Genomic DNA, 25,649 nt, shown 5'->3' with positions numbered 1-25,649 from the left:
TATACGACACAAACAGAGAAATGATTGAATAGTGGAATATAGAAGAGTAAAGCGAGGAAAAAAGTTCCAATTAGAGCGGAGCCGGGCAAGCATGTGCCGCCCGGCAATGACGTGTTAGCTGGCCTTCTTAACCAACGGCAGAGCGAATGCTTCACGTAATTCATCAACAAACGCGGGGTCATGGCAAATGGTTTTACCTGGGCTATCTGAAAGTTTAGCTACCGGCTTGTCATTACACTCAACCAGTTTAATCACGATATTTAGCGGCTTGACGCCCGGGATATCACAAGTTAAACGCGTACCAATACCAAATACTAACTTAACCCGTTGATAGAAGTGGCGGTATAGCAGTAGTGCTTTTTCCAGGTCAAGATTATCTGAGAACACCAATGTTTTGCTCATTGGATCAATACCCAGCTTTTCATAATGAGCAATCGCTTTTTCACCCCATTCAACCGGATCACCTGAGTCATGGCGCAATCCCTGATAGCGGTCAGCGAATGTTTTATCAAAATCGCGCAGGAATGCATCCATAGTAATACAGTCGGTTAAGGCCACACCAAGCTGGTTTGGATACTCATCTAACCAGACTTGTAACGCGACGCGTTGGCTGTTGGCCAGCACCGGGCTAATTTGTTGATGCGCCTGGAACCATTCATGAGCTTGAGTGCCGACTGGAGCTAATGACAATTTCCGTGCTAAATCGTAGTTACTGGTGCCCACCAGATAAGGAAATTCGTCTTTTAAATCACTCACAATAGCGTGCTGTATCTCGCGGGAGAAACGACGGCGTGTACCAAAATCCATTAACTTGAAATGCGTAATATCAATATCCGCACTGAGTGCGTTAAATTGCTGAAGTTTATTGCGCAGTTGCACCACTGCCTGCGCGGTGGTGACCTGCACGGAACGGCGGCGATGGACGATTTCACTGATTACCGCTAATAGTGGCACTTCCCACAGGATTGTTTCGCACCATAATCCGCTAATGCGAATATCTAATTTACCGTCATTGTCAGACACAGTGACTTGCTCGGGATTGAAACGAAAAGCCCGTAACCAATTCAAATAGTCATCTTTAAAGAAAGGCAAACCGGAGAGATACTGATACTCATCATCGGTCAGTGCCAATTGGCCCATCAATGTTATCTGGTGGCGGATTTCGTCGGCATATTCGCCCAGCAGCTCATCACCACGGCAGCGGAACTCAGCGGCAACGGTAATATGGCGATAACGATGGAACACTGCTTGTTGCATATGAAGTTTATAAGCATCTGTATCAAGCAATGAAGTCAAAATCGGTGAGGCGTCTTGGGTCATGGCGCTATATAGCATCCTCGTAGGAGCATTTTCCACAGTATAAAGTCGCAGAAGTATACCGGTATTGTCCTGTTATTGAAGCCTCATCACACCACAAATGCTCATCCGAGGTCTAGGATTAAACGTGCCATCGGCGCTCACCTGGGTTTTTTTCACAATTGTGATACATTGACAAGACTATCTGAGTCTAAGGCGAAGTCGCTGGCAGCCGTACTTTGAAGATAAGGTTTTGAACCCAAAGTTTGGCGCTAAAACGACCCTAAATACAGACTTGATAATCATATCCACAGATGACGTCCAAAGGGTTTTTATGACACAACAGCCGCAAGCTAAATACCGTCACGATTATAAATCGCCGGATTACACTATCACCGATATCAATTTGGATTTCGCACTTGATGCGCAAAAAACTACGGTAACGGCGATCAGCCAGGTAAAACGTCAAACGGCAGACGTGACACCGCTGGTTTTAGATGGTGAGGATTTAACGCTCGTGAGTATCAGCGTTGACGGGCAAGCATGGCCGCATTACCAATTGCAGGATAATTCGCTGGTTATTGAACAATTACCCGCGCATTTTACACTGACAATCGTCAATGATATTCACCCTGCAACGAACAGCGCACTTGAGGGATTATATCTTTCCGGTGAGGCGCTCTGTACCCAATGTGAAGCCGAAGGTTTCCGTCATATTACCTATTATTTAGACCGTCCTGATGTGCTGGCGCGTTTTACCACTCGTATTGTTGCTGATAAAACACTTTATCCTTATTTACTCTCCAACGGTAACCCGGTGGGGCGGGGTGTTCTGGATGATGGCCGCCATTGGGTCAAATGGGAAGATCCGTTCCCAAAACCTTGTTACCTGTTTGCTTTGGTCGCCGGTGATTTTGATGTGTTGCGTGATAAGTTCATTACCCGTTCGGGGCGTGAAGTTGCGCTGGAGCTGTTTGTTGATCGCGGTAATCTGGATCGTGCCGACTGGGCGATGACCTCATTGAAGAACTCCATGAAGTGGGATGAAACCCGTTTTGGTCTGGAGTATGACCTCGACATTTATATGATTGTGGCAGTTGATTTCTTCAATATGGGGGCCATGGAAAATAAAGGGTTGAATGTTTTCAACTCAAAATATGTTCTGGCAAAAGCAGAAACGGCGACAGACAAAGATTATCTGAACATTGAAGCGGTTATTGGTCATGAATATTTCCATAACTGGACCGGTAACCGGGTCACCTGCCGTGATTGGTTCCAATTAAGTTTGAAAGAAGGTTTAACCGTATTCCGCGATCAGGAATTCAGTTCTGATTTAGGCTCGCGCTCAGTTAATCGTATTGAAAACGTGCGAGTTATGCGTGCAGCGCAGTTTGCCGAAGATGCCAGCCCGATGGCCCATGCCATTCGCCCAGATAAAGTCATCGAGATGAACAACTTCTATACCTTAACTGTGTATGAGAAAGGGTCAGAAGTTATTCGTATGATGCATACTTTACTGGGTGAGCAGCAATTCCAGGCCGGTATGCAGCTCTATTTTGAGCGCCATGATGGCAGTGCGGCGACCTGTGATGATTTCGTACAGGCAATGGAAGATGCATCTAATGTCGATCTGTCTTTATTCCGCCGCTGGTATAGCCAGTCCGGAACGCCAATATTAACAGTGCGTGATGATTATGATGCTGAAAAACAGCAATATCATCTGCACGTTAGCCAGAAAACGTTGCCAACCGCGGATCAACCAGAAAAACTGCCATTGCATATCCCATTGGATATTGAACTCTATGACAGCAAAGGTAATGTGATTGCATTGCAGCGCAATGGTTTACCGGTTCATCATGTTTTGAATGTAACAGAGGCCGAACAGACCTTTACCTTTGATAATGTCGAGCACACCCCGATCCCGTCGCTGCTGCGTGAATTCTCTGCGCCGGTTAAACTGGATTACACTTACAGCGATCAGCAACTCACGTTCCTCATGCAGCATGCGCGCAATGAATTTTCCCGTTGGGATGCGGCGCAAAGTTTGCTGGCAACCTATATCAAACTTAATGTTGCCAAATACCAACAAAAACAGCCGCTGAGTTTACCTAACCACGTCGCTGATGCTTTCCGTGCCATATTGCTTGATGACAATCTTGATCCCGCGTTAGCCGCGCAGATCCTGACATTGCCATCAGAAAATGAAATTGCGGAACTGTTTACCACGATTGATCCGCAAGCTATCAGTGCGGTGCATGAGGCTATTACCCGTTGTCTGGCAAATGAATTATCGGACGAATTATTGGCCGTCTATGTGGCGAATATCACTCCTGAATATCGTATTGAGCACCGCGATATTGCCAAACGATCATTGCGCAATACTTGCCTGAGCTATTTGGCGTTTGGTGATGCAGAGTTTGCGAATAAACTTGTTTCTTCTCAATATCATCAGGCTGACAACATGACGGACTCGCTGGCAGCATTAGCCGCCGCAGTTGCTGCCCAGTTGCCTTGCCGCGATGAATTATTAGCGGCCTTTGACGTGCGCTGGAATCATGATGGTTTGGTGATGGATAAGTGGTTCGCTTTGCAAGCCACCAGCCCTGCGGCGGATGTTTTGACACAGGTACGCGCTTTACTTAAGCATCCTGCATTTAGTCTGAGTAATCCCAACCGTACCCGTTCGTTGATTGGTAGTTTTGCTTCCGGTAATCCGGCCGCATTCCACGCCACTGACGGCAGCGGTTATCAATTCCTGGTAGAAATACTCAGTGATTTGAATACTCGTAACCCACAGGTTGCCGCTCGTTTGATTGAGCCATTGATTCGTTTGAAACGCTATGACTCAGGTCGTCAGGCCCTGATGCGTCAGGCTTTGGAACAATTGAAAGCATTGGATAATTTATCCGGTGATTTGTACGAGAAGATAACCAAAGCATTAGCGGCCTAAAATAGGTTGTTTGCATGATAAACAGAGGGCAGCATTGCTCTCTGTTTTTTTATCCCTATAAATACCTTCAGTCTTTGCATGGCTTTACGTCGCAAACGTTTACTTTCCTGAGAGATGAATTTACCATTCCCGCATCAACGGCTAGTCACCGCTCGCTCAGGAGATCACATGTATTATCCACTTGCCAAAAAAGCACTATTTCAGCTTGATCCAGAACGCGCCCATGAATTCACTTTTCGTCAGTTAAAACGTCTTACCGGCACCCCACTGCAATTTTTGGTTAGCCAATCAGTGCCAACTAAACCTGTAAGCTGTATGGGCTTGTCATTCAAGAATCCATTAGGTTTGGCTGCGGGTTTAGATAAAGATGGTGAGTGTATTGATGCTCTTGGCGCGATGGGTTTTGGCTTTATTGAAGTCGGGACGGTAACACCAAAGCCACAGTCAGGAAATGATAAACCAAGGTTGTTTAGAGTGGTCGAAGCTGAAGGCTTGATCAATCGTATGGGATTTAATAATCATGGTGTTGATAACTTAATTGAAAACGTTAAGAAATCACATTTCGGCGGTATTTTAGGTATTAATATTGGTAAGAATAAAGATACACCGGTAGAGCAAGGCAAAGAAGATTACTTGATTTGTATGGATAAAGTTTATCCTTATGCCGGATATATCGCGATTAATATTTCATCACCTAACACCCCAGGATTACGATCTTTGCAGTATGGTGAAGCACTGGATGATTTATTAGCAGCAATTAAAAATAAACAAACTGAATTACATCAGCGTCATCATAAGTATGTTCCTGTGGCGGTAAAGATCGCTCCGGATCTTACTGAAGAAGAATTGATCCAAATAGCGGACAGTTTGGTGCGCCATAATATAGATGGCGTTATTGCCACTAATACCACTTTAGATCGTTCCCTCATTCAGGGATTAAATTATTGCGAACAAGCTGGTGGGTTAAGTGGCCGTCCATTGCAATTGCGTAGCACTGAAGTGATTCGCCGTTTATCGCAAGAGCTGCAAGGCCGCTTACCTATTATTGGGGTAGGGGGAATTGACTCTGTGATTGCCGCGAGAGAAAAAATGGCTGCGGGTGCTTCATTGATTCAAATTTATTCCGGATTTATCTTCCGTGGGCCAGGCTTGATTAAGAATATCGTTACTCATATCTAATTATTTATCTTCATTATTGGCCGGGGGGTTTATTTATTCCTCCGGCTCGTCTATATTTTACCCCAATGGATTAAATATACATCAAAAGCCTTATATGATTAAGTGCAATTAGATGGGTGATAACTCAAATTGTTGAGTCAATAATGTTGATGAGCGTGGCGGGAAGGGTAAAATATGCGGATTAAACCAGACGATAAATGGCGTTGGTATTTTGATACCGAACATGACCGACTTATGTTGGATTTAGCCAATGGTATGATATTTCGCTCGCGTTTCCCGTCTAAAATGTTAACCCCTGATGCATTTGATGAGTCTGCATTTTGTGTTGACGATGCTGCGCTTTATTTTGAGTTTGAAGATCAATGCCGCCAAATTAAAATGGGGCATGAGCAACGTTCGGAATTGATATTAAATGCGTTGGTTGCTTTCCGTTTTCTTAAACCATTAATGCCCAAAAGCTGGTATTTTGCACAACAACCTAAAACGTGGCTGCCACAGAATGCAGAACTGGCAGCAGTAAAAGTATTGGAGAACGGTGAAGAGATTAGTTTGTTAGTGGTTGAGTCAGGTGACACTGCCAGTTTGTGTTTATTAGCACAACCCCAGGTAGTATTAGCAGGGCGCCAGTTAGTATTGGGCGATGCGATAAAGATAATGAATGACCGCTTAACACCATTGGTTATTGAGAAACCTTATGCCGCACCGGCCTTTAATCTTGACCGGGCGGTTTAGTTAATCAGTTGCAGCTTATTTGCCGCTAAGCGTAATATCTCCTTTAGGTATGCAACTGCAACAAAGAATCGTTCCGTCATTTCCAATCGCACTTTGTTTTAGCGGTGCGACCTCGCCATCAACTAACGTAATTCTGCAACAGCCACATATTCCTGCCCGGCACGAGTAAGGAATGCGGATATTTTGTTGCTCCAACTGTTCCAATAATACCTGCTGATTATTCCCATTAAAGCGAATGCCATTATATTCAATGGCTACGTCTTTGGATTGATCCTGCGGTGCCGCAAGGCTTTCAACTACCGCTCCAGCGCCATAAGGGCGCGGTGGCTTGGTTGACAGAACTTCTACTTCATCCCCAACCCGAATAATACCGCTGTTCCTGGCCACCATATTCTGACCAAAATCGATATCGCCATTCTCGGCAGTTCGGAATGTCTGTAGTGTTTGTAATGGTTCGCCGGTTGGATGCTTGCGACCGCGCTCAACACTGACAGTGGTTAATACGCAGCGGCTACAGGGCTTCACCAAATCAAAAGTAATATCGCCCACTCGGATAACCTGCCAACTGTCTTCAGCGAATGCACTGGCACCGCTCACGACCAAATTAGGGCGAAATTGTTCCAGCTTAATACTGCCGGGGCAGCGTTGTTGTAACTCTTTAAATGAAGCTTCATTAATTAGCAGATAAGGGAAACCATCCGCGAATGACAGCGGAATTTCCGGCATTGGTTTTACCCGCCGGGTTAATTCTGGCCCCAGCCAGCGTAATTGTACTTCTCTTTGAAAATAACCACTGAGCCAGTTGTTAATAGCTGCAGGGGCAATGAGCGCGGTAAAATGATTCCCCCAAACTTCTGTCGGTTCGGCATTGGCTAAAAAATCATTAAAGCGGATACTGGCACTCTCGCCGTCAGGAGCAGTGAGATATAAACCGTCTGACATTAAGGCGGGGGTAAACATCACCATCTTCGGATATTGGCGCGCAGTAATAAAAGTGCCATCCGGTTCGGTAATCATAAATACGCGGTCAAAGGCCAATCCACTGCTGCTGACTTGGGCATGAGAAAGCTGCAAGCCGCGCATGGATTTTACCGGATGAACATAAAGTCGGGAGAGGGTAATCACCATTGCCTCCGTGCGAGTATTAAATAAGAGGGAGCAACTTTATGACAAGCTGCTGGGATTAGCTATAATGCGCAACAATTTTCTTTTTGGTGATAGTGCGATATGAACTCTCTGTTTGCCAGCACGGCGCGTGGACTGGAAGAACTGTTAAAAAGCGAACTCGAAGCGTTGGGCGCTCACGACTGTAAAATAGTGCAGGGCGGGGTACATTTTCAGGGCGACGATCGACTCATGTACCAAAGCCTGCTGTGGAGCCGTTTGGCTTCGCGCATTTTGTTACCGCTCAATGATTTTAAAGTTTACAGTGATTTAGATTTGTACCTTGGGGTGCAGGCGATTGATTGGCCGTCAATTTTTGGTGTGGATAAAACCTTTGCCGTGCATTTTAGCGGCGTGAATGACGAAATCCGCAATAGCCAGTATGGGGCATTAAAAGTTAAAGATGCCATCGTCGATAGCTTTACTCGTAAGCTGGATCAGCGCCCAACCGTGGCTAAACAGCAGCCGGATATCCGGGTGAATGTATTCCTGCAACGTGAGATGGCCAGTGTCGCGCTGGATCTCAGTGGCGAAGGTTTACATCAGCGCGGCTATCGTGACCTTACCGGTCAGGCACCGCTGAAAGAAAATCTGGCCGCAGCGATTATTCAACGTTCAGGCTGGCAGTTGGGCACACCGCTGGTCGATCCGATGTGTGGTTCAGGTACATTGCTGATTGAAGCGGCCATGATGGCATCTGATCGCGCACCGGGTCTGCATCGCGAGCATTGGGGCTTTACCGCCTGGAGTGCTTTTAACGAAGAGCTGTGGCGTGAATTAACCACTGAAGCGCAAGTTCGCGCGCGCCGTGGTTTGCAGGAGACGACCTCTCGCTTCTTTGGCTCTGATATTGATCGGCGTGTGATTGAGATGGCTCGGGCCAATGCCCGCCGCGCTGGCGTTGCTGAACTGATTAGCTTCAATGCCAATGATGTCAGTAAATTGGTGAATCCATTACCGGAAGGGCCAGTCGGCACGGTTATCAGTAACCCACCTTATGGTGAGCGGTTGGACAGTGAGCCAGCGTTGATTGCGTTGCATAATATGCTCGGTCGCATCATGAAAACCTCATTTGGTGGCTGGCGTTTATCCTTGTTCAGTGCCTCGCCGGAACTGCTGAGCTGCCTGCAATTGCGTGCAGAGCGCGAATTCAAAGCCAAAAATGGCCCATTGGATTGCGTGCAGAAAAACTACCAATTAGCGGCAAATCCACAAGGTGCGGCGGGTGTTCAGGTTGCTGAGGATTATGCTAACCGCCTGCGTAAGAATGTGAAAAAACTGGATAAATGGGCTAAACAACAGGGCATTGAATGTTACCGCCTGTATGATGCTGATTTGCCAGATTACAACGTGGCCGTTGACCGTTATGGTAGCAAGGTGGTGGTGCAGGAATACGCGCCGCCGAAAACGATTGATGCACAAAAAGCGCGTCAGCGTCTGTTTGATGTGATTAATGCCACTTTAGCGGTGTTAAATTTGCCATCCAATCAGTTGGTATTGAAAACACGCGAACGGCAGAAAGGCAAAAACCAATACGAGAAATTGGCCCAGAAAGGCGAGTTCCTGCTGGTGAGTGAATATAATGCCAAGCTATGGGTTAACCTGACCGATTATCTCGATACCGGCCTGTTCCTGGATCACCGCATCGCTCGTCAGATGCTCGGTAAAATGAGCCAGGGTAAAGACTTCCTTAACCTGTTCGCTTATACCGGTACTGCCAGTGTTCATGCAGGGCTGGGGGGCGCACGCAGTACCACTACAGTCGATATGTCGCGCACCTATTTGGAATGGGCGGAGAAAAATCTGCGGGCAAATGGTTTAACTGGCCAGCAGCACCGCTTGATTCAGGCCGATTGCCTCTCCTGGCTGAGTAACACCGATGAGCAATTCGATGTGATCTTCATTGATCCACCGACGTTCTCCAACTCCAAGCGTATGGAGACCACCTTTGATGTTCAGCGCGATCATTTAGTGCTGATGAAAGAACTTAAACGGTTACTGCGCCGTAAGGGAACAATCATGTTCTCAAACAATAAGCGCGGTTTCCAGATGGATTTGGACGGGATAAAGGCGTTGGGATTGGAAGCGAAAGAAATCACCGCGCAAACGCAATCTGAAGACTTTGCCCGCAATCGTCAAATCCACAACTGTTGGCTGGTGACTCACAGCCACGAGGAAAAGTAGAAACTATGTCGTTAATTAGCATGTCCGGTGCCTGGTTGTCGTTCAGCGATGCACCTTTATTAGATAATACTGAATTGCATATTGAGGCAAACGAGCGTGTTTGTCTGGTGGGCCGCAATGGCGCGGGCAAATCCACCTTGCTGAAAATTTTGAGCAAAGAAATTCCCCTGGATGATGGTCGCATCATTTATGAGCAGGATTTAATTGTTGCCCGTTTACAACAAGATCCACCGCGTAATGTAGCTGGCACGGTGTTTGACTTTGTTGCAGAAGGTGTTCAGGAACAAGCCGAGCATTTGAAGGCTTACCATGCCACGCTGCATGAGGTTGAACTTGATCCCAGCGAGAAGAACCTTAATCGTCTGGCGGCATTGCAGGAGATTCTGGATCACCAGGGATTATGGCAATTAGATAGCCGCATTCAGGAAGTGCTGAAACAGTTGGGTCTGAACGCAGATGCTGAGCTTTCCTCGCTGTCGGGCGGCTGGTTGCGTAAAGCGGCATTAGGTCGCGCGCTGGTTAGCTCGCCAAAAGTGCTGTTGCTGGATGAACCGACTAACCATTTGGACATTGAAACCATTAACTGGCTGGAAGGCTTCCTGAAAGAATTCCAGGGCAGCATTGTCTTTATTTCCCATGACCGTTCCTTTATTCGCGCGATGGCAACACGCATTGTCGATCTGGATCGCGGTAAATTGGTGTCATGGCCAGGTAATTACGAACTGTATCTTGCCAGCAAAGAGGAAGCGCTGCGGGTCGAAGAGCTGCAAAATGCTGAATTTGACCGCAAATTGGCGCAAGAGGAAGTGTGGATCCGCCAAGGCATCAAAGCACGACGCACCCGTAATGAGGGCCGTGTTCGCGCCCTGAAAGCACTGCGTATGGAGCGTTCACAGCGCCGTGAAGTGATGGGTACGGCCAAGATGCAAGTGGAAGAAACCGTGCGTTCGGGCAAAATTGTCTTCGACCTGGAAAATGTTAATTATCAGGTTGGTGGCAAAGTGCTGGTGAAAGACTTCACCGCTCAAGTACAGCGCGGTGACAAAATTGCGCTGGTGGGGCCAAATGGTTGCGGTAAAACCACCTTGCTGAAACTGATGCTCGGTCAGCTTAAAGCCGACAGCGGTAAAGTCCATTGTGGCACCAAACTGGAAGTGGCCTATTTTGACCAGCATCGTGCAGAACTTGATCCAGAGCGCACGGTGATGGATAACCTGGCTGAAGGTAAGCAGGAAGTGATGGTCAATGGCCGTTCACGCCATGTTCTGGGTTATCTGCAAGACTTCTTGTTCCACCCGAAACGCGCTATGACCCCGGTAAAAGCGTTGTCTGGTGGTGAGCGTAACCGTCTGTTATTGGCTAAATTATTCCTTAAGCCAAGTAACTTGCTGATCCTCGATGAACCGACCAACGACCTGGATGTGGAAACACTGGAATTATTGGAAGAAATGGTTGATAGCTATCAGGGCACAGTCTTGTTGGTTAGCCATGACCGTCAATTCGTTGATAACTCGGTAACAGAGTGCTGGATCTTTGAAGGCAATGGTCAAATCAGCAGCTTCGTCGGCGGTTATTATGATGCTCATCAGCAGCGCGCTGAGGCGAAACCTATTCGTCAGGTAGCACCAAAAGTTGAAGAAGCCAAAGCAGCAGCACCGGTAAAAAGTGCAGCTCCAGCGGCCAAACGTCCTGGCAAGCTGAGTTATAATCTGCAACGTGAATTGGATCAGTTACCGCAGCAATTAGAAAAACTGGAACATGAAATCAGTAAGTTACAGGCTGAGGTTAGTCATGCTGATTTCTTCTCTCGTCCACACGAAGAAACACAACAGGTTTTGAAGGCATTAGCCGATGCTGAACAGGCATTAGAAGTGGCGTTTAGTCGTTGGGAAGAGCTGGAAGCTCAGAAAAACGGCTAAAACGTATTTGCGCCGTTCTGTCAGGTGACGTGATATCCTACTTTATGATGATATTATGTCTATTGTTATAGTAAGTTACTTGATAGAACGGTGTTCAATCCCCTTGATAAAAGGGGGGCAGCCGTGAGGGATTCGATATTGTGTTCTGTAATTCAGCCTGAGCACGGCGAGCACACAGGGCAGTCAGGGAACGTTATCCTGTGCCGGCAGTGCGATATGTCAGTGGCCTTACCCTCCTTGCCTTATGGCACCAAAGCGGTATGTCCGCGCTGTAAAACCACACTGACCGCACGGTGGGATGAACCACGTAAACGCCCGGTTGGTTATGCTATCAGCGCACTCTTTATGCTGTTGCTGGCGAATATGTTCCCCTTCGTCAATATGCGTGTGGCGGGGATCACCAGCGAAATTACCCTGATCCAAATACCCCAAGTGATGGTGGCAGATGACTATGCCAGCATGGCAACGTTATTTATGGTTTTGGTTCAACTGATTCCGGCTTTCTGTATGGTGGCCATTATTCTGCTTTGTCTGCGAGTGCGTATGCCGCACCGCTGGAAGGCACTGATAGCAAAAGCACTTTTCCAATTCAAAACCTGGTGCATGGTCGAGATTTTCCTCGCCGGTGTGCTGGTCAGCTTTGTGAAGCTAATGGCCTACGGCGAAATCGGCATTGGCAGCAGTTTTATCCCTTATTGTCTATTCTGTTTATTGCAGGTGCGTGCTTTCCAATGTGTTGATCGCCATTGGATGTGGCAGGATATTGCTCCCGCGCCAGTGTTACCTCATCCATTGATTGCGGGCCGAACCGGTTTGCGTCAGGGACTGCGCTCTTGTGCGTGCTGTACGGCTATTTTGCCACAAGACCTGGTGGAATGCCCTCGCTGCCATACTCATGGCTATATCCGCCGGCGCAATAGCCTCCAGTGGACAATGGCATTATTAGTCACGTCAATCATGTTATATATTCCAGCCAACCTGATGCCCATTATGATTACTGAAAGTTTAGGGAATCAGATGAATTCAACCATCATGGCTGGGGTGATTTTCTTGTGGAGTGAAGGCTCTTATCCGGTGGCAATGGTGATTTTTATTGCCAGTATTATGGTGCCATCATTAAAAATGTTAGCGATCGGTTGGTTATGTTGGGATGCAAAAGGCAAGGGTAATACCGACACTGAACGGATGCATTTTATTTATGAAATAGTCGAGTTCGTTGGCCGCTGGTCAATGATTGATGTTTTTGTTATCGCGGTGCTGTCGTCATTGGTGCGTATTGGGCAACTGATGAGTATCTATCCGGCGATTGGTGCCCTGCTATTTGCCATGGTGGTTATTTTGACCATGTTTGCTGCATTAACCTTCGATCCTCGTTTAACCTGGGATCGGATAAGTGAAACAACCCAAAAGGAGCCGCAAGGTGACGGACAATAATCCCAGCCAAGGTGTGGCAGAAATTGAAAAAATCAAGCGGTGGTCCCCGGTGTGGATCATCCCAATTGTCACTGCGCTGATTGGCGCATGGATACTGTTTTATCACTTTAGCCATCAGGGGCCGCAGGTGGTTATGACCACCTTGAACGCTGAAGGCATTGAAGCGGGTAAAACCAAAATAAAGAGCCGCAGTGTTGATGTCGGCATCGTTGAGCAGGTCACGTTAAGTGAAGATCTCAACCATGTTATCGTGAAGGCACGGTTGAACTCCGGCATGAATACGTTGCTACACAGCGATACGGTTTTCTGGGTGGTCAAGCCGCAGATTGGTCGCGAAGGTGTTTCGGGCCTTGGCACACTGCTTTCAGGGGCTTACATTGAATTGCAACCGGGTGGTAAAGGTAAGCCATTAAATGAGTTCGCATTATTGGATTCCCCACCACTTGCCTCGCCGGATGCCAAAGGGCTGCGCATCATACTTGACAGTGAGCAAGCCGGGCAGTTGAATGCTGGCGATCCTGTGCTGTTCCGCGGCTATCGTGTGGGTTCCGTGGAAACCAGTGCTTTTGATGCGAAGTCACGTCTGATGCGTTATCAGCTATTCATTGGCGCACCTTATGACAGTCTGGTCACCAGCAATGTGCGTTTTTGGAAAGACAGCGGGGTGGCGGTAGATCTCTCCTCACAAGGGATGCGCGTCGAAATGGCCTCTTTGGCGACTTTATTCAGTGGTGGTGTCAGCTTTGATGTGCCAGACGGTTTAGATCCGGGCAAGCAAGTTACCGAGTCTAAAGCTGAGTTCAAGCTGTTTGATAACCGCAGCAGCATTCAAAATTCACTGTACACCGAACATGAAGACTTCTTGTTGTTCTTCTCTGACTCTGTGCGTGGTTTGCAGGCGGGAGCGCCAGTTGAATTCCGGGGTATCCGTATCGGTACTGTCGGGGATGTACCTTTCTTCGCGAAAGGAATGAGACAGCGCGTTGATAATGACTTCCGTATTCCGGTATTAATCCGTATTGAGCCTGGCCGTTTCCGCGAGGACTTAGGCCCGGATGCTAATTTTGAAAAAATACTGAAAACAGCCAAAGAACGCGGTCTACGGGCATCCTTGAAATCAGGCAACTTGTTGACCGGCGCACTGTTTATCGATCTGGATTTCTACCCGGATGCCAAACCGTGGAAAGGGCCAGTGGAAGTGGCTGGCTATCCATTGTTGCCAACCGTCAGTGGTGGTTTAGCGCAAATTCAACAAAAAGTGATGCAAACACTGGATAAGATTAATAATCTTCCTCTGGACCCAATGGTCAATGAAGTCACCAAAACACTGGCTGAAAGTCAGAAAACCATGCGTGCAACCCAGAAAACACTGGAATCACTGACGGCCCTCACTGCCAGTCCGGCAATGCAGGATTTACCGAAAGATCTGCAAAAAACCTTGAATGAATTGAACCGCAGTATGAAAGGTTTCCAGCCAGGTTCACCAGCCTACAATAAAATGGTGGGTGATATGCAGCGGTTAGATCAGGTGTTGCGTGAATTACAACCGGTGTTGCGAACGCTGAATGAAAAGAGCAACGCGCTGGTATTTGAAGCGGCAGGAAGTCAGGATCCTCAGCCTAAGAAGGCCAAAAAATGATGAAATGGATGGCAGTTATCGCAGCGTTATTACTCAGCGCTTGCAGCAGCACACCCAGCAAAACGTACTATCAGTTACCAGCACTCAGTGCGCCTGCTGGCGCGACGAGTAGTGTTGCATCACGGCAACTGTGGGTTGAGCATGTTGGTGTGGCGGATTATCTGGCAGCGGCCGGTGTGGTATATCAAACCAACGATGTGCAATACGTGATTGCCAGTAACAACCTTTGGGCAAGCCCATTGGATCAGCAGTTGCAGCAAACCTTGGTGACTAATCTGAGCAATGCGCTACCGGGCTGGCTGGTGTCCTCACAACCACTTGATAGCGATCAGGATGTCCTGAATGTCACTGTCACCGGGTTCCATGGCCGCTATGATGGGCGCGCCATCATCCGTGGTGTTTGGATACTCAAACATCAGGGGCAGCTGATTAAACAGCCGTTCGATTTAGAGCTTAAGCAGAGCGAAGATGGCTATGATGCACTGGTTCGCACTTTGGCAGAGGGTTGGCAGCAAGAAGCTAAGTCGATAGCGGCACAGTTGCGGTGATTTAAGTCATATTTTGTTCCAAATCTGTCTAATCCTCTTTCATCGATAATGATAAATTTATCGTGAAAGAGGATTTTTTATCATATATCAATCAGTTAACACCGTTCACCCCAAATCAATCACTTAGCAAATTCAGCGGGCATAGCTCACAAATATGACATTGGCGTGAATTTTGCGCATTGCTTTTCTGTTTCCTAAGGTCTATCACTTAACTGTGACTGAACATAAAGTAGTCACTGTTTTCTTTCCACCAGACCGAAAGATGAGGGAAACGAGGCATGAAGAGACAGAAAAGAGATCGCTTGGAAAGAGCGTTGTCACGTGGTTATCAAGCAGGTATTTCAGGGCGTTCAAGGGAAATTTGCCCCTATCAAGCTTTAGACGCCAGATCGCATTGGTTAGGAGGTTGGCGACAAGCCATGGAGGACAGGGCTGTGACCGCTTAAGCGGCTCTCTGTCAGACTAAGGGATAACCTCCGCTTTATGCGGAGGTTATTGGTCACTTTAATCAACCCAACGTTTTAGCAAGATACTCGCATTCACCCCACCAAACCCAAAACCATTTGAAAGTGCATAGGTCATTGCATGAGGCTGCGCTTTACCTGCTATCACATTCAGCCCGGAGGCGGCTGGGTCCAGATTCTCCAGATTCAATGTTGCGGGCACGATTTGATCACGCAATGCGAGCACGGTGAAAATTGTTTCCAACCCGCCAGCAGCACCCAGTAGGTGGCCAGTCGCTGACTTGGTTGATGTGACCGCTAAGGTATCACCTTCGCCAAACAAGTGTTTAATCGCGTTGATTTCGCCGAGATCGCCTACCGGTGTTGAGGTTGCATGAGCATTGAGATGCTGAACCTGAGCGGGTGTAATACCTGCCTGGCGTAACGCAATCTTCATAGCACGGTATGCTCCATCACCGTCTTCGGCGCCGGAGGTCATATGATAAGCATCGGCACTGGTACCGTAGCCGACAATCTCGGCTAAGGGTTTTGCGCCACGCGCCAAAGCATGTTCCAGTTCTTCAATAACCAGTAAGCCAGCACCTTCACCCATCACAAAGCCATCACGGGCACTGTCAAAGGGGCGAGACGCTTTTTCAGGGGCATCATTAGAACCGGTTGATAATGCGCGCGCGGCCGCAAAACCAGCCAGGCTGACTTTATCGATTGCAGCTTCAGCGCCGCCACATAGTGCAATATCAGCCTCATCATTGCGGATAAGACGAACTGCATCGCCGATGGCCTGAACACCGGCAGCACAAGCCGTCACTGGCGCGCCAATCGGCCCTTTGAAATGATGCTTAATGGAAACATGGCCTGCGGCCAGATTCACCAAAAATGAGGGGACGGTAAAAGGTGACAGCCGTTTTGGCCCACGGCTATCCGTGGTACGTACCGCATTTGCAATCGATGGGAAACCACCAATACCAGAACCAATAATGGTCGCGGTGCGCTCTTGTTTCTCGGTATTATCGGCTTGCCAGCCAGCATGGGCAATGGCTTCATCTGCGGCGGCCATCGCAAATTCAATAAAGCGATCCATTTTCTTTTGATCTTTTGGCGCAACAGCTTTATCTGGATCGAAGCCTGCTTCTGGATCTGCTGCGAGTGTTGGCACTTGTCCACCAATTTTGGCCGGTAAATCACTGACAATTTCATCTGGCAGAACACGGATACCCGATTGCCCGGCTAGCAGGCGTTGCCACACCATATCGATACCGCAGCCTAATGGGGAAACCACACCCATTCCTGTAATTACTACACGGCGCATATTCATTATTTTACCTTTTGAGACTCAATTGAATGGGGGGAATACCTGACATTGGCTACATCTTTCTCATGCATCAATGCCAACCGTTTATTAATTATATCGCTCCTGACCGAGCCTGCCGCGATGGTGACATCCTCTGCCCGAATAGGTTGCTGAGTAGTATTGTTCAGCAAAATTGGATCGACCGGAGTACCGGTACGGCGATTGGCGAGGATGACCGCGGGGCCGTCTGGCGCAAAATGTTGATTACCCCAGTGAAACAGGGCTGCAATCACCGGGAAGAAATCATTGCCGCGCTCCGTCAATAAGTATTCATAGCGGGCGGGGCGAGCTTGATAGAGCTGTTTCTCCAGGATACCGCTTTCTACTAAATATTTGAGGCGGCGGGTGAGGATAGTGGGAGAAAGCTGCAAACTTTGTTGAAATTCATCAAACCGAGTGAGCCCTTGAAAGGCATCACGGATAATCAGTATGCTCCACCATTCACCGACTCGTTCAAGAGAACGGGCCACCGGGCAGGGCATATCTTGCAGGCGAGTTCTTTGCATACCACTCCTCGGATGATTTTTGTGGGCAGAGCGAGCTGTGCCAAAATTAAATGTAACTTAGTCACTACATTTATTGTAGTAACTAATATTAAAAAAAATGCCATTGGCATCGTAGTTCATTGGAATCATAGTTAATGTGCAGGGGAGTCAACTGCCCCTGCACGGGAAAACGGGTCTAAATATTAGAAGGCGTTAGTATCTTTAAACAGGCCTACTTTTAAGTCGGTGGCGGTATAAATCACTTTGCCATCTACCAGCACTTCACCGTCAGCCACACCCATAATCAATTTACGCATAATAATGCGTTTAAAATTAATACGATATGTTACTTTTTTGGCATCTGGCAGAACTTGTCCGGTGAATTTCACTTCACCGACGCCGAGTGCACGGCCTTTGCCTTCGCCACCCAACCAGCCAAGATAGAAACCAACCAACTGCCACATGGCATCAAGGCCCAGGCAGCCAGGCATTACCGGGTCGCCGATAAAGTGGCAACCGAAGAACCATAGATCCGGATTAATATCCAGTTCCGCTTCCACATAACCTTTGCCATAGGTACCGCCGTCTTCTGTCATTTTAACAACACGGTCCATCATTAACATATTGCCTGCTGGCAATGGTGGCCCGCCAGCGCCAAACAGTTCGCCACGGCCTGATGCTTCAAGGTCTTCTTTTGTATAGGATTCGCGTTTATCTACCATGTTCTCAGTAAGCCTTATTTTAATGAAGTGCGCAGAATAGCGTACAGCTGTACGCTGAGCAAGTCCGATCAGCCCTGGTTGAACCAGTTGAGCCAGCGTAATGGCCAAGGCCAGCGGCGTCTGTCCTGCGGATTTACTTGTGAGATTCGCTCTTGAATTATACCTAATAAGCTAGGTTGCTGCTCATCGGCATACACCACGCCCGTTAATAACGGCAGTGCCTCAGCGACGGTATCTACAGCCCACAAATGGAACTGACCTTGCTGTACCGCCTCAATCACCGCTTGATTCAAGCATAAATGACGGACATTTGTGGCCGGTAAAATAACCCCCTGGCTGCCTGTAAGCCCACGACGTTGGCAAGCTTCGAAGAAGCCTTCGATTTTTTCATTCACGCCACCAATAGGCTGTACGTTGCCAAATTGGTCAACTGAACCGGTCACAGCGATTTGCTGGTTAATCGGCTGCTGTGACAGGGCGCTGATCAGTGCGCAAAGCTCTGCCAGTGAGGCACTGTCGCCATCAACCTCTCCATAGGATTGCTCAAAAACAATGGAGGCCGAGAACGGTAGCGGCTGATCAAGTTCCAGTTCTGAAATCAGGAAGGCTTGCATAATCATCATGCCTTTAGCATGAATGTTACCGCCTAATTCAGCTTTACGTTCGACATCAACAAATTCGCCGTCACCTAAATGGACAACGCAACTGATGCGAGCGGGTTCGCCGAAAGCATAAGGGTGGCCCGGATATTCCAATACCGACAGGCCATTAATTTGGCCAACAACCTGGCCTTCAGTCTCAACCAGAATTTGCCCTAGCTCAATTTCATCTTGCATCCGTTCAGCAAGGTAGCTATTACGCCAGTCGCGGGCATTTAGTGCGGCTTCAAGCGCATTGGCGGTAATCGTGTCCTCTTCGGCATAGAGTGCAGCTTCAGCTAACTGGCGAGTGAGCCATTGCGGGCATAATGGCAGGCTTCCTTGGTCACCGCTGTAGCGTACAGCCTGACGGAATAGGACCGGCCAGGCATCGGCGGATAACGAAGGTAACTGCTTTTGCTGCAATAGCGCATTGATATAGCCGCACCACAACGTCATGCCATCAATATCGACCAACGGCAGTTCAACTTCGAATTCACCGTAGATAGCCAATTCGCCAAGCTCAGGTTCCATATCATGGAAATCACCCAGACCAAGACGATCGCCAACCAGAATCAAACGCAGATCCAGTGGCATTGAAGGGATATGTACCGGTAGAGGACGAGTTTCGTCAGGTGACAGCCAGTCGAAGCGCTGCTGAACTATCATCTGCTTCAGACGTAGCCACATCAGTGGTTGAGCCTGTAATGATCGTACCGACAGGATCAATACACCGCCATTAGCTTGATGAACCAAGCCAGGCTGGAGACTTATTTGATCTTTATGCCATCTAACGCAGCCAAATAGCTGTTCTGGTTCTACCCATTCCTGATAGAGGCAGCGTGAAATCGCCGCAAACGGCTCATCACCGCGTTGTGCGGGTTGCCAGCTGACCTGATGCCCATGCACCAGGTAGTCTCCGCCAAACAAGGCTGAGGCCTCAGGCTGGAGCTCTTTAACAGCTTGTGCGATCAATGCCAGATACTCAGTGCTCTCCTGTGCTTTAATCAACATAAAACGCGGCAGTGATTGTGGATGACAAAATAGTGTCATTCCATTCTCAAGCCGGGGTTGAATCGCCGCGAAAGAAACAGGCTCCAACTGGGAGGCAGTAGCAAATAACGCTTCATATGGCGTTGTGTTCGGCAGCAGTGACTGCCATTCAAGTCTGTTATTGGTCAAAGTGATAGATGCAATCGTCAAAAAGGGAAAGGGCGATTATACAAGAATAAACCAGACTTCATATACGTAGAGTCGTCGTTGATGGTAAGGAGTAAGATATCGACAGTGTTTCGTACAAAAAACAAACTAAGCATGCACTTTTAGTAGGGTGAAATTCTGCGTAAAACTGTTATGCTTAACTTAAGTTACACGGTCACTAAAGAGCTCACGATGAAATATCAGCAACTGGAAAATCTGGAAAGCGGTTGGAAATGGGCGTATTTGGTTAAAAAACACCGTGAAGGTGAAGCCATTACTCGTCATCTAGAAAACAGTGCAGCTCAGGATGCTGTCGAGCAACTGATGAAGTTGGAAAGTGAACCGGTGAAGGTGCTGGAATGGATTGATACGCATATGAATATGCAACTGGCTACCCGGATGAAGCAGACTATCCGCGCCAGACGTAAGCGCCATTTTAATGCGGAGCATCAACATACCCGTAAGAAATCAATCGATCTTGAGTTTCTGGTATGGCAACGTTTGGCTGCGCTGGCAAGGCGTCGAGGCAATACGCTATCAGAGACAATTGTTCAGTTAATTGAAGATGCTGAACGTAAAGAGAAGTATCAGAATCAGATGTCGTCGTTGAAACAGGACTTGCAAGATATTCTTGGTAAAGATGTTTGAGCCGCACGGGCATGAATCAATATCAACACTGCAAAATAGTGAAATTAAGAAAATGTGATTTAATCCGATTTTCTTAATTTCACTATAAAAAAAACCCCGCATTGCGGGGTTTCTTACGGAAGCAGTAAACTTAAGCCTGTGGCTGAGTTACAACTTCTTTGTAGCCTTTAACTTCGATCTCTACGCGACGATCTGGTGCCAGGCACTCAATCAGAGCAGCACGTGGTTTCACGTTGTCACAGGTGTTGCCTGTAACTGGGTTAGCTTGGCCTTCACCGCGAGCGGTGATTTTGTCAGCAGGGATACCTTTAGAAACCAGGTAATCACGCACGCTGTCAGCACGACGCTGAGACAGAGCTAAGTTAGGAGCTGGTTGACCGATACGGTCAGCGAAGCCCAGAACCACTACAGAACCATCTTTAGGATCGATAGAGCTCAGTTGTGCATACAGTTGGTCCAGAGCTTGCTGGCCTTCTGGTTTCAACGTTGCTTTGTTGAAAGCAAACAGCACGTCAGATTTCAGTGTGAAACGCTTGGTGTCAACAACTGGCGCTGGAGCTGGAGCTGGAGCAATTGGAGCTACTGCATCTTCCTGACCGAAACGGTAAGAAACACCTACGCTCAGCATGCCGTTGTCTGGACGAGCACCAACGGTAGCTTTATCACCGATGTTGCTAACCCATTGGTATTCCATACGGGTTGCCCAGTTTTTGGTCCATGCGTATTCAGCACCCAGCGCTACCAGTGGAGAAACACCGGTGTCATGAGCACTATAACGTGCGCCATCAATAGAACCATCGGTATCTGCACGCCATACCATACCACCCAGACGAGTGTACACGTCCAGATCCTGAGCTACTGGATAGCTCAGTTTAGCAGCCAATTGGACGCCTTGAGCTTTGAAAGCGCCATTGTTAGTGTCGCCTTTGTAAGGCATACGGCCAAGCCAGTCGTATCCCATTTCAAAGCCGAGGTATTGGTTTGCTTGGTAACCCAAGAACGCACCAGCACCTACTTGGTCTTTATGAGTAGGACCGTCATTGTTAATGATGGAACCTGTGTCTTGGAACTGAGACCAACCCAGTTTACCACCGGTATACCAGGTGTTATCTTTCGGTGCGGCTTGCGCTACTGTAGCGAAACCAGCCAGTGCCACTGCTAATGCGATAGCTGTCTTTTTCATTTTACGCCTCGTTATCATCCAAATAGGCAATGAGCTTTAAAAGCTAAGCCCTTGGTTAAAATTCTTCGTCAAGGTTTTAACGCTCCCGTTAATCACGCTGCCAGTATAATTTGGCGTTTTAGAGCAACCTTGGCGATGTAAAGTCTACAACGTGGCGAGAAAGTTACAAGTGTGATGTGATAAACCGGCTGAAAAAAAAGCGAAATAGTGCATAATCTTTAACGATTTAGCAGTAAAAATCAGCATTTCCTAGACCTTGTTTTCCGCTGCAAGCCGCATTCTGACTCGTTTTATGTCGATTTAGCAGGAGTAAGCCCTAAATATTGTAATAATTCATGGGATAAATCCTAAATTTACTTAATGATACAAAGAAGAATGAATTTTTAACGTTGCGCACTGTCCTTGGTCGAGTTTTGTGTCATTCAGCGGACGCATAACAAACCCATAAGCATTGCCTAACTTTGCTGCCATACGCAATCTAATGCGGTCATTTTCTGACAACTCGGGCAGCCATCCAAGAACGACACTATAATTCCCTGTCAACAACGCTTTTTCCATTGCATCAACCGTGGATAATGGATTGACCTGCCTTGCCTGAACGACTTTACTCATTGGTAAACCTGATTGCTGTAACCATAAACGACTCAATTTCTGTTGTGGAGTCAACCACAAGAGCCATCGGGACTGTTTACCAAGCTGTTGTAATAAAGGAAGCAGTAACTGTGCTACCGCAGGCTGATTTTCACTGTACACAAGTTCACTGATAAGGCCACTATCTGTTGGTGTATCAACTCTTGTTTGTGTGTCACGGGTAATAAGAGAATGATAATTAGCATTATAAGGTTTTAGTGATTGAGTACGCATGATGAACCTCGCCTGTAGTGTGCTGTATGCATATACAGTAGTCACTGTTTGTTCGAAGATCAACTAAATTTTTACAAGGCGCTTCGCATTATTGCGATGTAAATACGTAAAAGTTGATTTTGTATTTGGCTCAGTTATCCATATTGCGTATTTTTTAATTAGTTTTTCCTCTTACACTTATTACAACTGAAAAGGGACGTTGGATCGGATTTTTACTAAAGGAGTAGTGATGAAAAAAGTATCAGAGAACAAGATAATGCAGGCTCAGTGCCGTTTTGATTTTTTGGGCAAAATCACAGTCCGCTCACAATTTGGCGGTTATGGCCTGTTAGCCAATAACATTATGTTTGCAGTCGTTTCGGAAGGGGAGTTGTATTTACGTGCTAATGACTTGGTAGAAAACTTATTCCTCACCAGAGGAATGGTTAATCTCATTTATGCCAAACGTGGTCTTCCTGTTTCACTGCGTTATTATTGGGTCGATTCGGTATTGTGGGATGATGATCTTGCATTGCGCCACTTTGCAAAACAGGCATATCAAGGGGCTAAATCCGAAGTTTTAAGTAAAAAATGCCCCCCAGTTCGTTTGAAGGATTTACCCAATCTCAGTGCCAGTCTTGAACGACTCTTATGGAAAGTCGGCATCCAGAGTGCAGCAGAGCTGAAGCTTGAGGGGGCTAAGCGTTGTTACCTGAAGTTACGCACGTTAAGGCGCACATTAGGCGTCAATGTATTACTGGCTCTTGCAGGGGCGATCAGTGGTCACCACTGTGCGGTGTTGCCGTTAATGATGCGTAGCGAGCTGATTGAATGGTTTGAAATGTATATTCGGTCGGTTGATGTCGCACAATATGAAACAATATAGAGTAAGGCCATTAATAGAAACTGGCCCTGGGTTTCATTAGCCGGCCTGGCCAATGCGTTTATTAAGCTCACTAAGCTCAGGTAATAATTCGAGCAATAAGCCAATCTGTTGTAAAACCAATTGATCTTTGCTCTCCGGCTCAGGATTACAGTTCTGTAGCCGGGTTAATAAGCTCGCTAATACTTGTGTCATTTTTGTACTGTCGAACTGTTCTTGCTCAAGAGCACCTTCAACATAACAAATAGCATCGTCGAGTAAATTCAACGTGGCAGTATTAGCCAGTTTTTCACGGTGGGCACCTAATGCAGAAATATAACTCAACATGGTGTGGTTGAGGCAGAGAAAGCGAAATGCCGCCTCCTGCGTTTCTTTGTCGTTCTTGGGTTCCGCTGACATATTTGAAATAACGGATGCCAATTCAGCATCGCAATTATGTGCATCACGCCGGGCAATACGGTATGACAGGCTGTTATCTTTACCTTGATAATATTGCACTAAAATAGCATCCAGATAACGGCAATTCGCATTAAGTGTTTTGTGAACCACGGCAGGAAGTTGGCGGAATTTCCAGTCAGGCCAGATAAAGCTCACCGCGACCCAGGCAATAGCACAACCAAGCAGCGTGTCAAACACCCGCGGTGCAGCAACTTCAAATCCTTCCCCGAGTAAGTTAAAACAGAGCAAAACCAACAAAGTAATGAACATTGTTGCATGAGCATACTGAACATTGCGGAAAGCAAAAAAGAGTACGCCGGTAATGACGATCAGGATTAGCTGACCCTCAATAGATGGCACGAAATAAAGGATGGGTAGCCCGATAAGTATACCTGCCAAGGTGCCAATGATGCGTAACGCCAGACGACGCTTTGTTGCATTGTAGTTGGGTTGGCAGACAAAAAGGCTGGTCAGCAAGATCCAGTAACCATGGCGCATGCCGGTAAGTTGAATAAACGCATAGCCCACGCAGAGCACAACGGACATGCGTACAGCATGACGAAAGAGTGCTGATTGAGGGGTTAAATGACGGCTGATGCGTAACTTGATATCGCTCCATCCGGTGATGCGATCGTCGGATAAGCGGCTTTCAGGTTGCGGGCCTTCTGCTAATACTTGTTCTGATTCAATGCCCGCCAGTTGAGCATCAATAGCTCTTAGGTTTTTGAGTAAATGAGACAGTGCTTTGACTTGCGGTACATTTTCATTCTGCGCCAGCTCTCGAGCCAATGCAGCATCTAAAAATGTAAATGCACGTTCGAAACGCGGGTCGTGCTGATATTTTTGTCTCATCAGAATGGATTGCGACAGTTGCCTACAGGCGCGGGCCTGCATACTCAGTAAGCGCTGAAAGCGGAACAACACGTCGCTGTAGCGGAATTTTTCTCGCAATACCTGATATTGAACATGTGATGAACTGGCGCGCTCATGAATATCTTGCGCGACAAAATAATAGTGTAGGGTGCGCCGGGTTTCGCGTTGACCACGATCACCTTTCAGTCGCGTAACAAGTGAGGTTTTGGCTTGGTTCAATGTTGAGACTAATGTACCGTTAGCCATCGCGACATCTATAAGTGGTTGATTGACATCTGATTCTATGTCTGGATCAAATAAATTGGCTTTTGCTTCAAGATATTGGGCCAGATGTTGATAGCACCGAGCCAGATTATCCTGCAAAGGGCGGATAGGGAAAATAAGATGCCCGCAAAGGGTCAGAACATTATACCAGACGGCACCGAGTATCAGTAACAGGGGTTGCTGATACCAAATATGGTACATAGAAGTACCTAACATGGTGTAGATGGCAATTAATAATGCGCCAAAGGCGATGGTAGCATAACGTTGGCCTAAGGCACCGAGCAGAATAAAGCCGCAGGTTGAAAAGGTCAGACCAAGGGCAAAAAGCCAAGGATAAGGAAATAACAGTTCAATGGAAGCCGATGCGACGAAAAAACATATAAGCGTAATGAATAAGTTGCGTAACCGCCCAGCCAGGCGGTCATCAAGGTCTGTTAGTGCTGCAGCTACAACTCCCAGTGTCAAAGGGATTGTCAATTTAGGTTGGTCAATCCACCATGGAACCGCCGTTACACCTACCAATGCGATAAATATACGAACATGATAAAGCAAGCTGCTATTGTAGATATAACGACGTAACCCAGTGATGAAAGTGAGCACAAAAAACCTCTA

At 47.3% G+C, this 25,649-nt stretch carries 20 protein-coding genes; 11 read left to right on the top strand and 9 right to left on the bottom strand.

Features of this window, described 5'->3' with window-relative positions; translation table 11 throughout:
* Positions 1 to 114: 114 nt before the first annotated feature.
* On the bottom strand, positions 115 to 1,320 hold the full coding sequence (pncB, locus tag HU019_RS00425) for a nicotinate phosphoribosyltransferase (RefSeq protein ID WP_174847082.1): 1,206 nt from the start codon (positions 1,318 to 1,320) through the stop codon (positions 115 to 117).
* A gap of 310 nt (positions 1,321 to 1,630) precedes the next feature.
* Between pncB and pepN the strand changes: the two genes are divergently transcribed.
* The 3 genes from pepN to HU019_RS00410 all read left to right on the top strand — a co-directional run bounded on the left by pepN (position 1,631) and on the right by HU019_RS00410 (position 6,157).
* Entirely contained in the window at positions 1,631 to 4,246 is a 2,616-nt protein-coding gene (gene pepN / locus HU019_RS00420) for an aminopeptidase N (protein WP_174847083.1), read from the top strand.
* A gap of 168 nt (positions 4,247 to 4,414) precedes the next feature.
* A complete protein-coding gene (gene pyrD, locus HU019_RS00415; RefSeq protein ID WP_174847084.1) occupies positions 4,415 to 5,425 on the top strand; it encodes a quinone-dependent dihydroorotate dehydrogenase in 1,011 nt (336 codons plus the stop codon).
* 174 nt (positions 5,426 to 5,599) lie between these two features.
* A complete protein-coding gene (locus HU019_RS00410; protein WP_174847085.1) occupies positions 5,600 to 6,157 on the top strand; it encodes a cell division protein ZapC in 558 nt (185 codons plus the stop codon).
* Positions 6,158 to 6,172: 15 nt separating this feature from the next.
* Here HU019_RS00410 and HU019_RS00405 read toward each other — a convergent pair whose 3' ends face one another.
* The gene (locus tag HU019_RS00405; protein ID WP_174847086.1) at positions 6,173 to 7,285 is read right to left on the bottom strand and encodes a YcbX family protein; all 1,113 of its coding nucleotides are present in this window, start codon (positions 7,283 to 7,285) and stop codon (positions 6,173 to 6,175) included.
* Between the two features lie 99 nt (positions 7,286 to 7,384).
* Here HU019_RS00405 and rlmKL point away from each other — a divergent pair, with 99 nt between their 5' ends.
* From rlmKL to rmf, 6 genes are all read left to right on the top strand, one after another.
* The gene (rlmKL, locus tag HU019_RS00400) at positions 7,385 to 9,505 is read left to right on the top strand and encodes a bifunctional 23S rRNA (guanine(2069)-N(7))-methyltransferase RlmK/23S rRNA (guanine(2445)-N(2))-methyltransferase RlmL (RefSeq protein ID WP_174847087.1); all 2,121 of its coding nucleotides are present in this window, start codon (positions 7,385 to 7,387) and stop codon (positions 9,503 to 9,505) included.
* A 5-nt stretch (positions 9,506 to 9,510) separates the two neighbouring features.
* The gene (locus HU019_RS00395) at positions 9,511 to 11,424 is read left to right on the top strand and encodes an ABC transporter ATP-binding protein (RefSeq protein WP_174847088.1); all 1,914 of its coding nucleotides are present in this window, start codon (positions 9,511 to 9,513) and stop codon (positions 11,422 to 11,424) included.
* Positions 11,425 to 11,562: 138 nt separating this feature from the next.
* Complete coding sequence (pqiA, locus tag HU019_RS00390) at positions 11,563 to 12,858, top strand: membrane integrity-associated transporter subunit PqiA (RefSeq protein WP_174847141.1); 1,296 nt, start codon at positions 11,563 to 11,565, stop codon at positions 12,856 to 12,858.
* Positions 12,845 to 14,497 carry an intermembrane transport protein PqiB gene (gene pqiB / locus HU019_RS00385; protein WP_174847089.1) on the top strand — a complete coding sequence of 551 codons (1,653 nt, stop codon included), beginning with the start codon at positions 12,845 to 12,847 and terminating at the stop codon, positions 14,495 to 14,497. Before pqiA ends, pqiB begins: the two co-directional genes overlap by 14 nt.
* Positions 14,494 to 15,045 (top strand): membrane integrity-associated transporter subunit PqiC, encoded by a 552-nt coding sequence (gene pqiC / locus HU019_RS00380; protein WP_174847090.1) that lies wholly within the window; start codon positions 14,494 to 14,496, stop codon positions 15,043 to 15,045. The genes pqiB and pqiC overlap by 4 nt, the downstream gene beginning before the upstream one ends.
* A gap of 278 nt (positions 15,046 to 15,323) precedes the next feature.
* Complete coding sequence (rmf, locus tag HU019_RS00375) at positions 15,324 to 15,491, top strand: ribosome modulation factor (RefSeq protein ID WP_005170911.1); 168 nt, start codon at positions 15,324 to 15,326, stop codon at positions 15,489 to 15,491.
* Positions 15,492 to 15,549: 58 nt separating this feature from the next.
* On the opposite strand, the gene fabF is transcribed toward rmf, so the two are convergent.
* The 4 genes from fabF to HU019_RS00355 all read right to left on the bottom strand — a co-directional run bounded on the left by fabF (position 15,550) and on the right by HU019_RS00355 (position 19,887).
* Positions 15,550 to 16,824, bottom strand: a complete 1,275-nt coding sequence (gene fabF, locus HU019_RS00370; RefSeq protein WP_174847091.1) for a beta-ketoacyl-ACP synthase II — start codon at positions 16,822 to 16,824, stop codon at positions 15,550 to 15,552.
* Entirely contained in the window at positions 16,824 to 17,366 is a 543-nt protein-coding gene (locus HU019_RS00365; RefSeq protein ID WP_174847092.1) for a winged helix-turn-helix transcriptional regulator, read from the bottom strand. Before HU019_RS00365 ends, fabF begins: the two co-directional genes overlap by 1 nt.
* Positions 17,367 to 17,548: 182 nt before the next feature.
* A complete protein-coding gene (gene fabA, locus HU019_RS00360) occupies positions 17,549 to 18,067 on the bottom strand; it encodes a bifunctional 3-hydroxydecanoyl-ACP dehydratase/trans-2-decenoyl-ACP isomerase (protein ID WP_005160035.1) in 519 nt (172 codons plus the stop codon).
* A gap of 68 nt (positions 18,068 to 18,135) precedes the next feature.
* Complete coding sequence (locus tag HU019_RS00355) at positions 18,136 to 19,887, bottom strand: AAA family ATPase (RefSeq protein ID WP_174847093.1); 1,752 nt, start codon at positions 19,885 to 19,887, stop codon at positions 18,136 to 18,138.
* Between the two features lie 210 nt (positions 19,888 to 20,097).
* Here HU019_RS00355 and matP point away from each other — a divergent pair, with 210 nt between their 5' ends.
* Positions 20,098 to 20,553 carry a macrodomain Ter protein MatP gene (matP, locus tag HU019_RS00350; protein ID WP_174847094.1) on the top strand — a complete coding sequence of 152 codons (456 nt, stop codon included), beginning with the start codon at positions 20,098 to 20,100 and terminating at the stop codon, positions 20,551 to 20,553.
* Positions 20,554 to 20,683: 130 nt separating this feature from the next.
* On the opposite strand, the gene ompA is transcribed toward matP, so the two are convergent.
* Positions 20,684 to 21,736: a porin OmpA gene (gene ompA, locus HU019_RS00345; protein WP_174847095.1), complete on the bottom strand. Its 1,053-nt coding sequence runs from the start codon at positions 21,734 to 21,736 to the stop codon at positions 20,684 to 20,686.
* A gap of 357 nt (positions 21,737 to 22,093) precedes the next feature.
* Entirely contained in the window at positions 22,094 to 22,600 is a 507-nt protein-coding gene (gene sulA / locus HU019_RS00340) for an SOS-induced cell division inhibitor SulA (protein WP_174847096.1), read from the bottom strand.
* Between the two features lie 229 nt (positions 22,601 to 22,829).
* Here sulA and HU019_RS00335 point away from each other — a divergent pair, with 229 nt between their 5' ends.
* Complete coding sequence (locus HU019_RS00335; RefSeq protein ID WP_174847097.1) at positions 22,830 to 23,465, top strand: TfoX/Sxy family DNA transformation protein; 636 nt, start codon at positions 22,830 to 22,832, stop codon at positions 23,463 to 23,465.
* A gap of 36 nt (positions 23,466 to 23,501) precedes the next feature.
* On the opposite strand, the gene yccS is transcribed toward HU019_RS00335, so the two are convergent.
* Positions 23,502 to 25,637, bottom strand: coding sequence for a YccS family putative transporter (gene yccS, locus HU019_RS00330; protein WP_174847098.1), 2,136 nt, complete (start codon positions 25,635 to 25,637; stop codon positions 23,502 to 23,504).
* Between the last annotated feature and the right edge of the window lie 12 nt (positions 25,638 to 25,649).

The organism is Yersinia artesiana (assembly GCF_902726545.1).
GTDB lineage: Bacteria > Pseudomonadota > Gammaproteobacteria > Enterobacterales > Enterobacteriaceae > Yersinia > Yersinia artesiana.
This window is presented reverse-complemented; position numbering and strand designations above follow the sequence as displayed.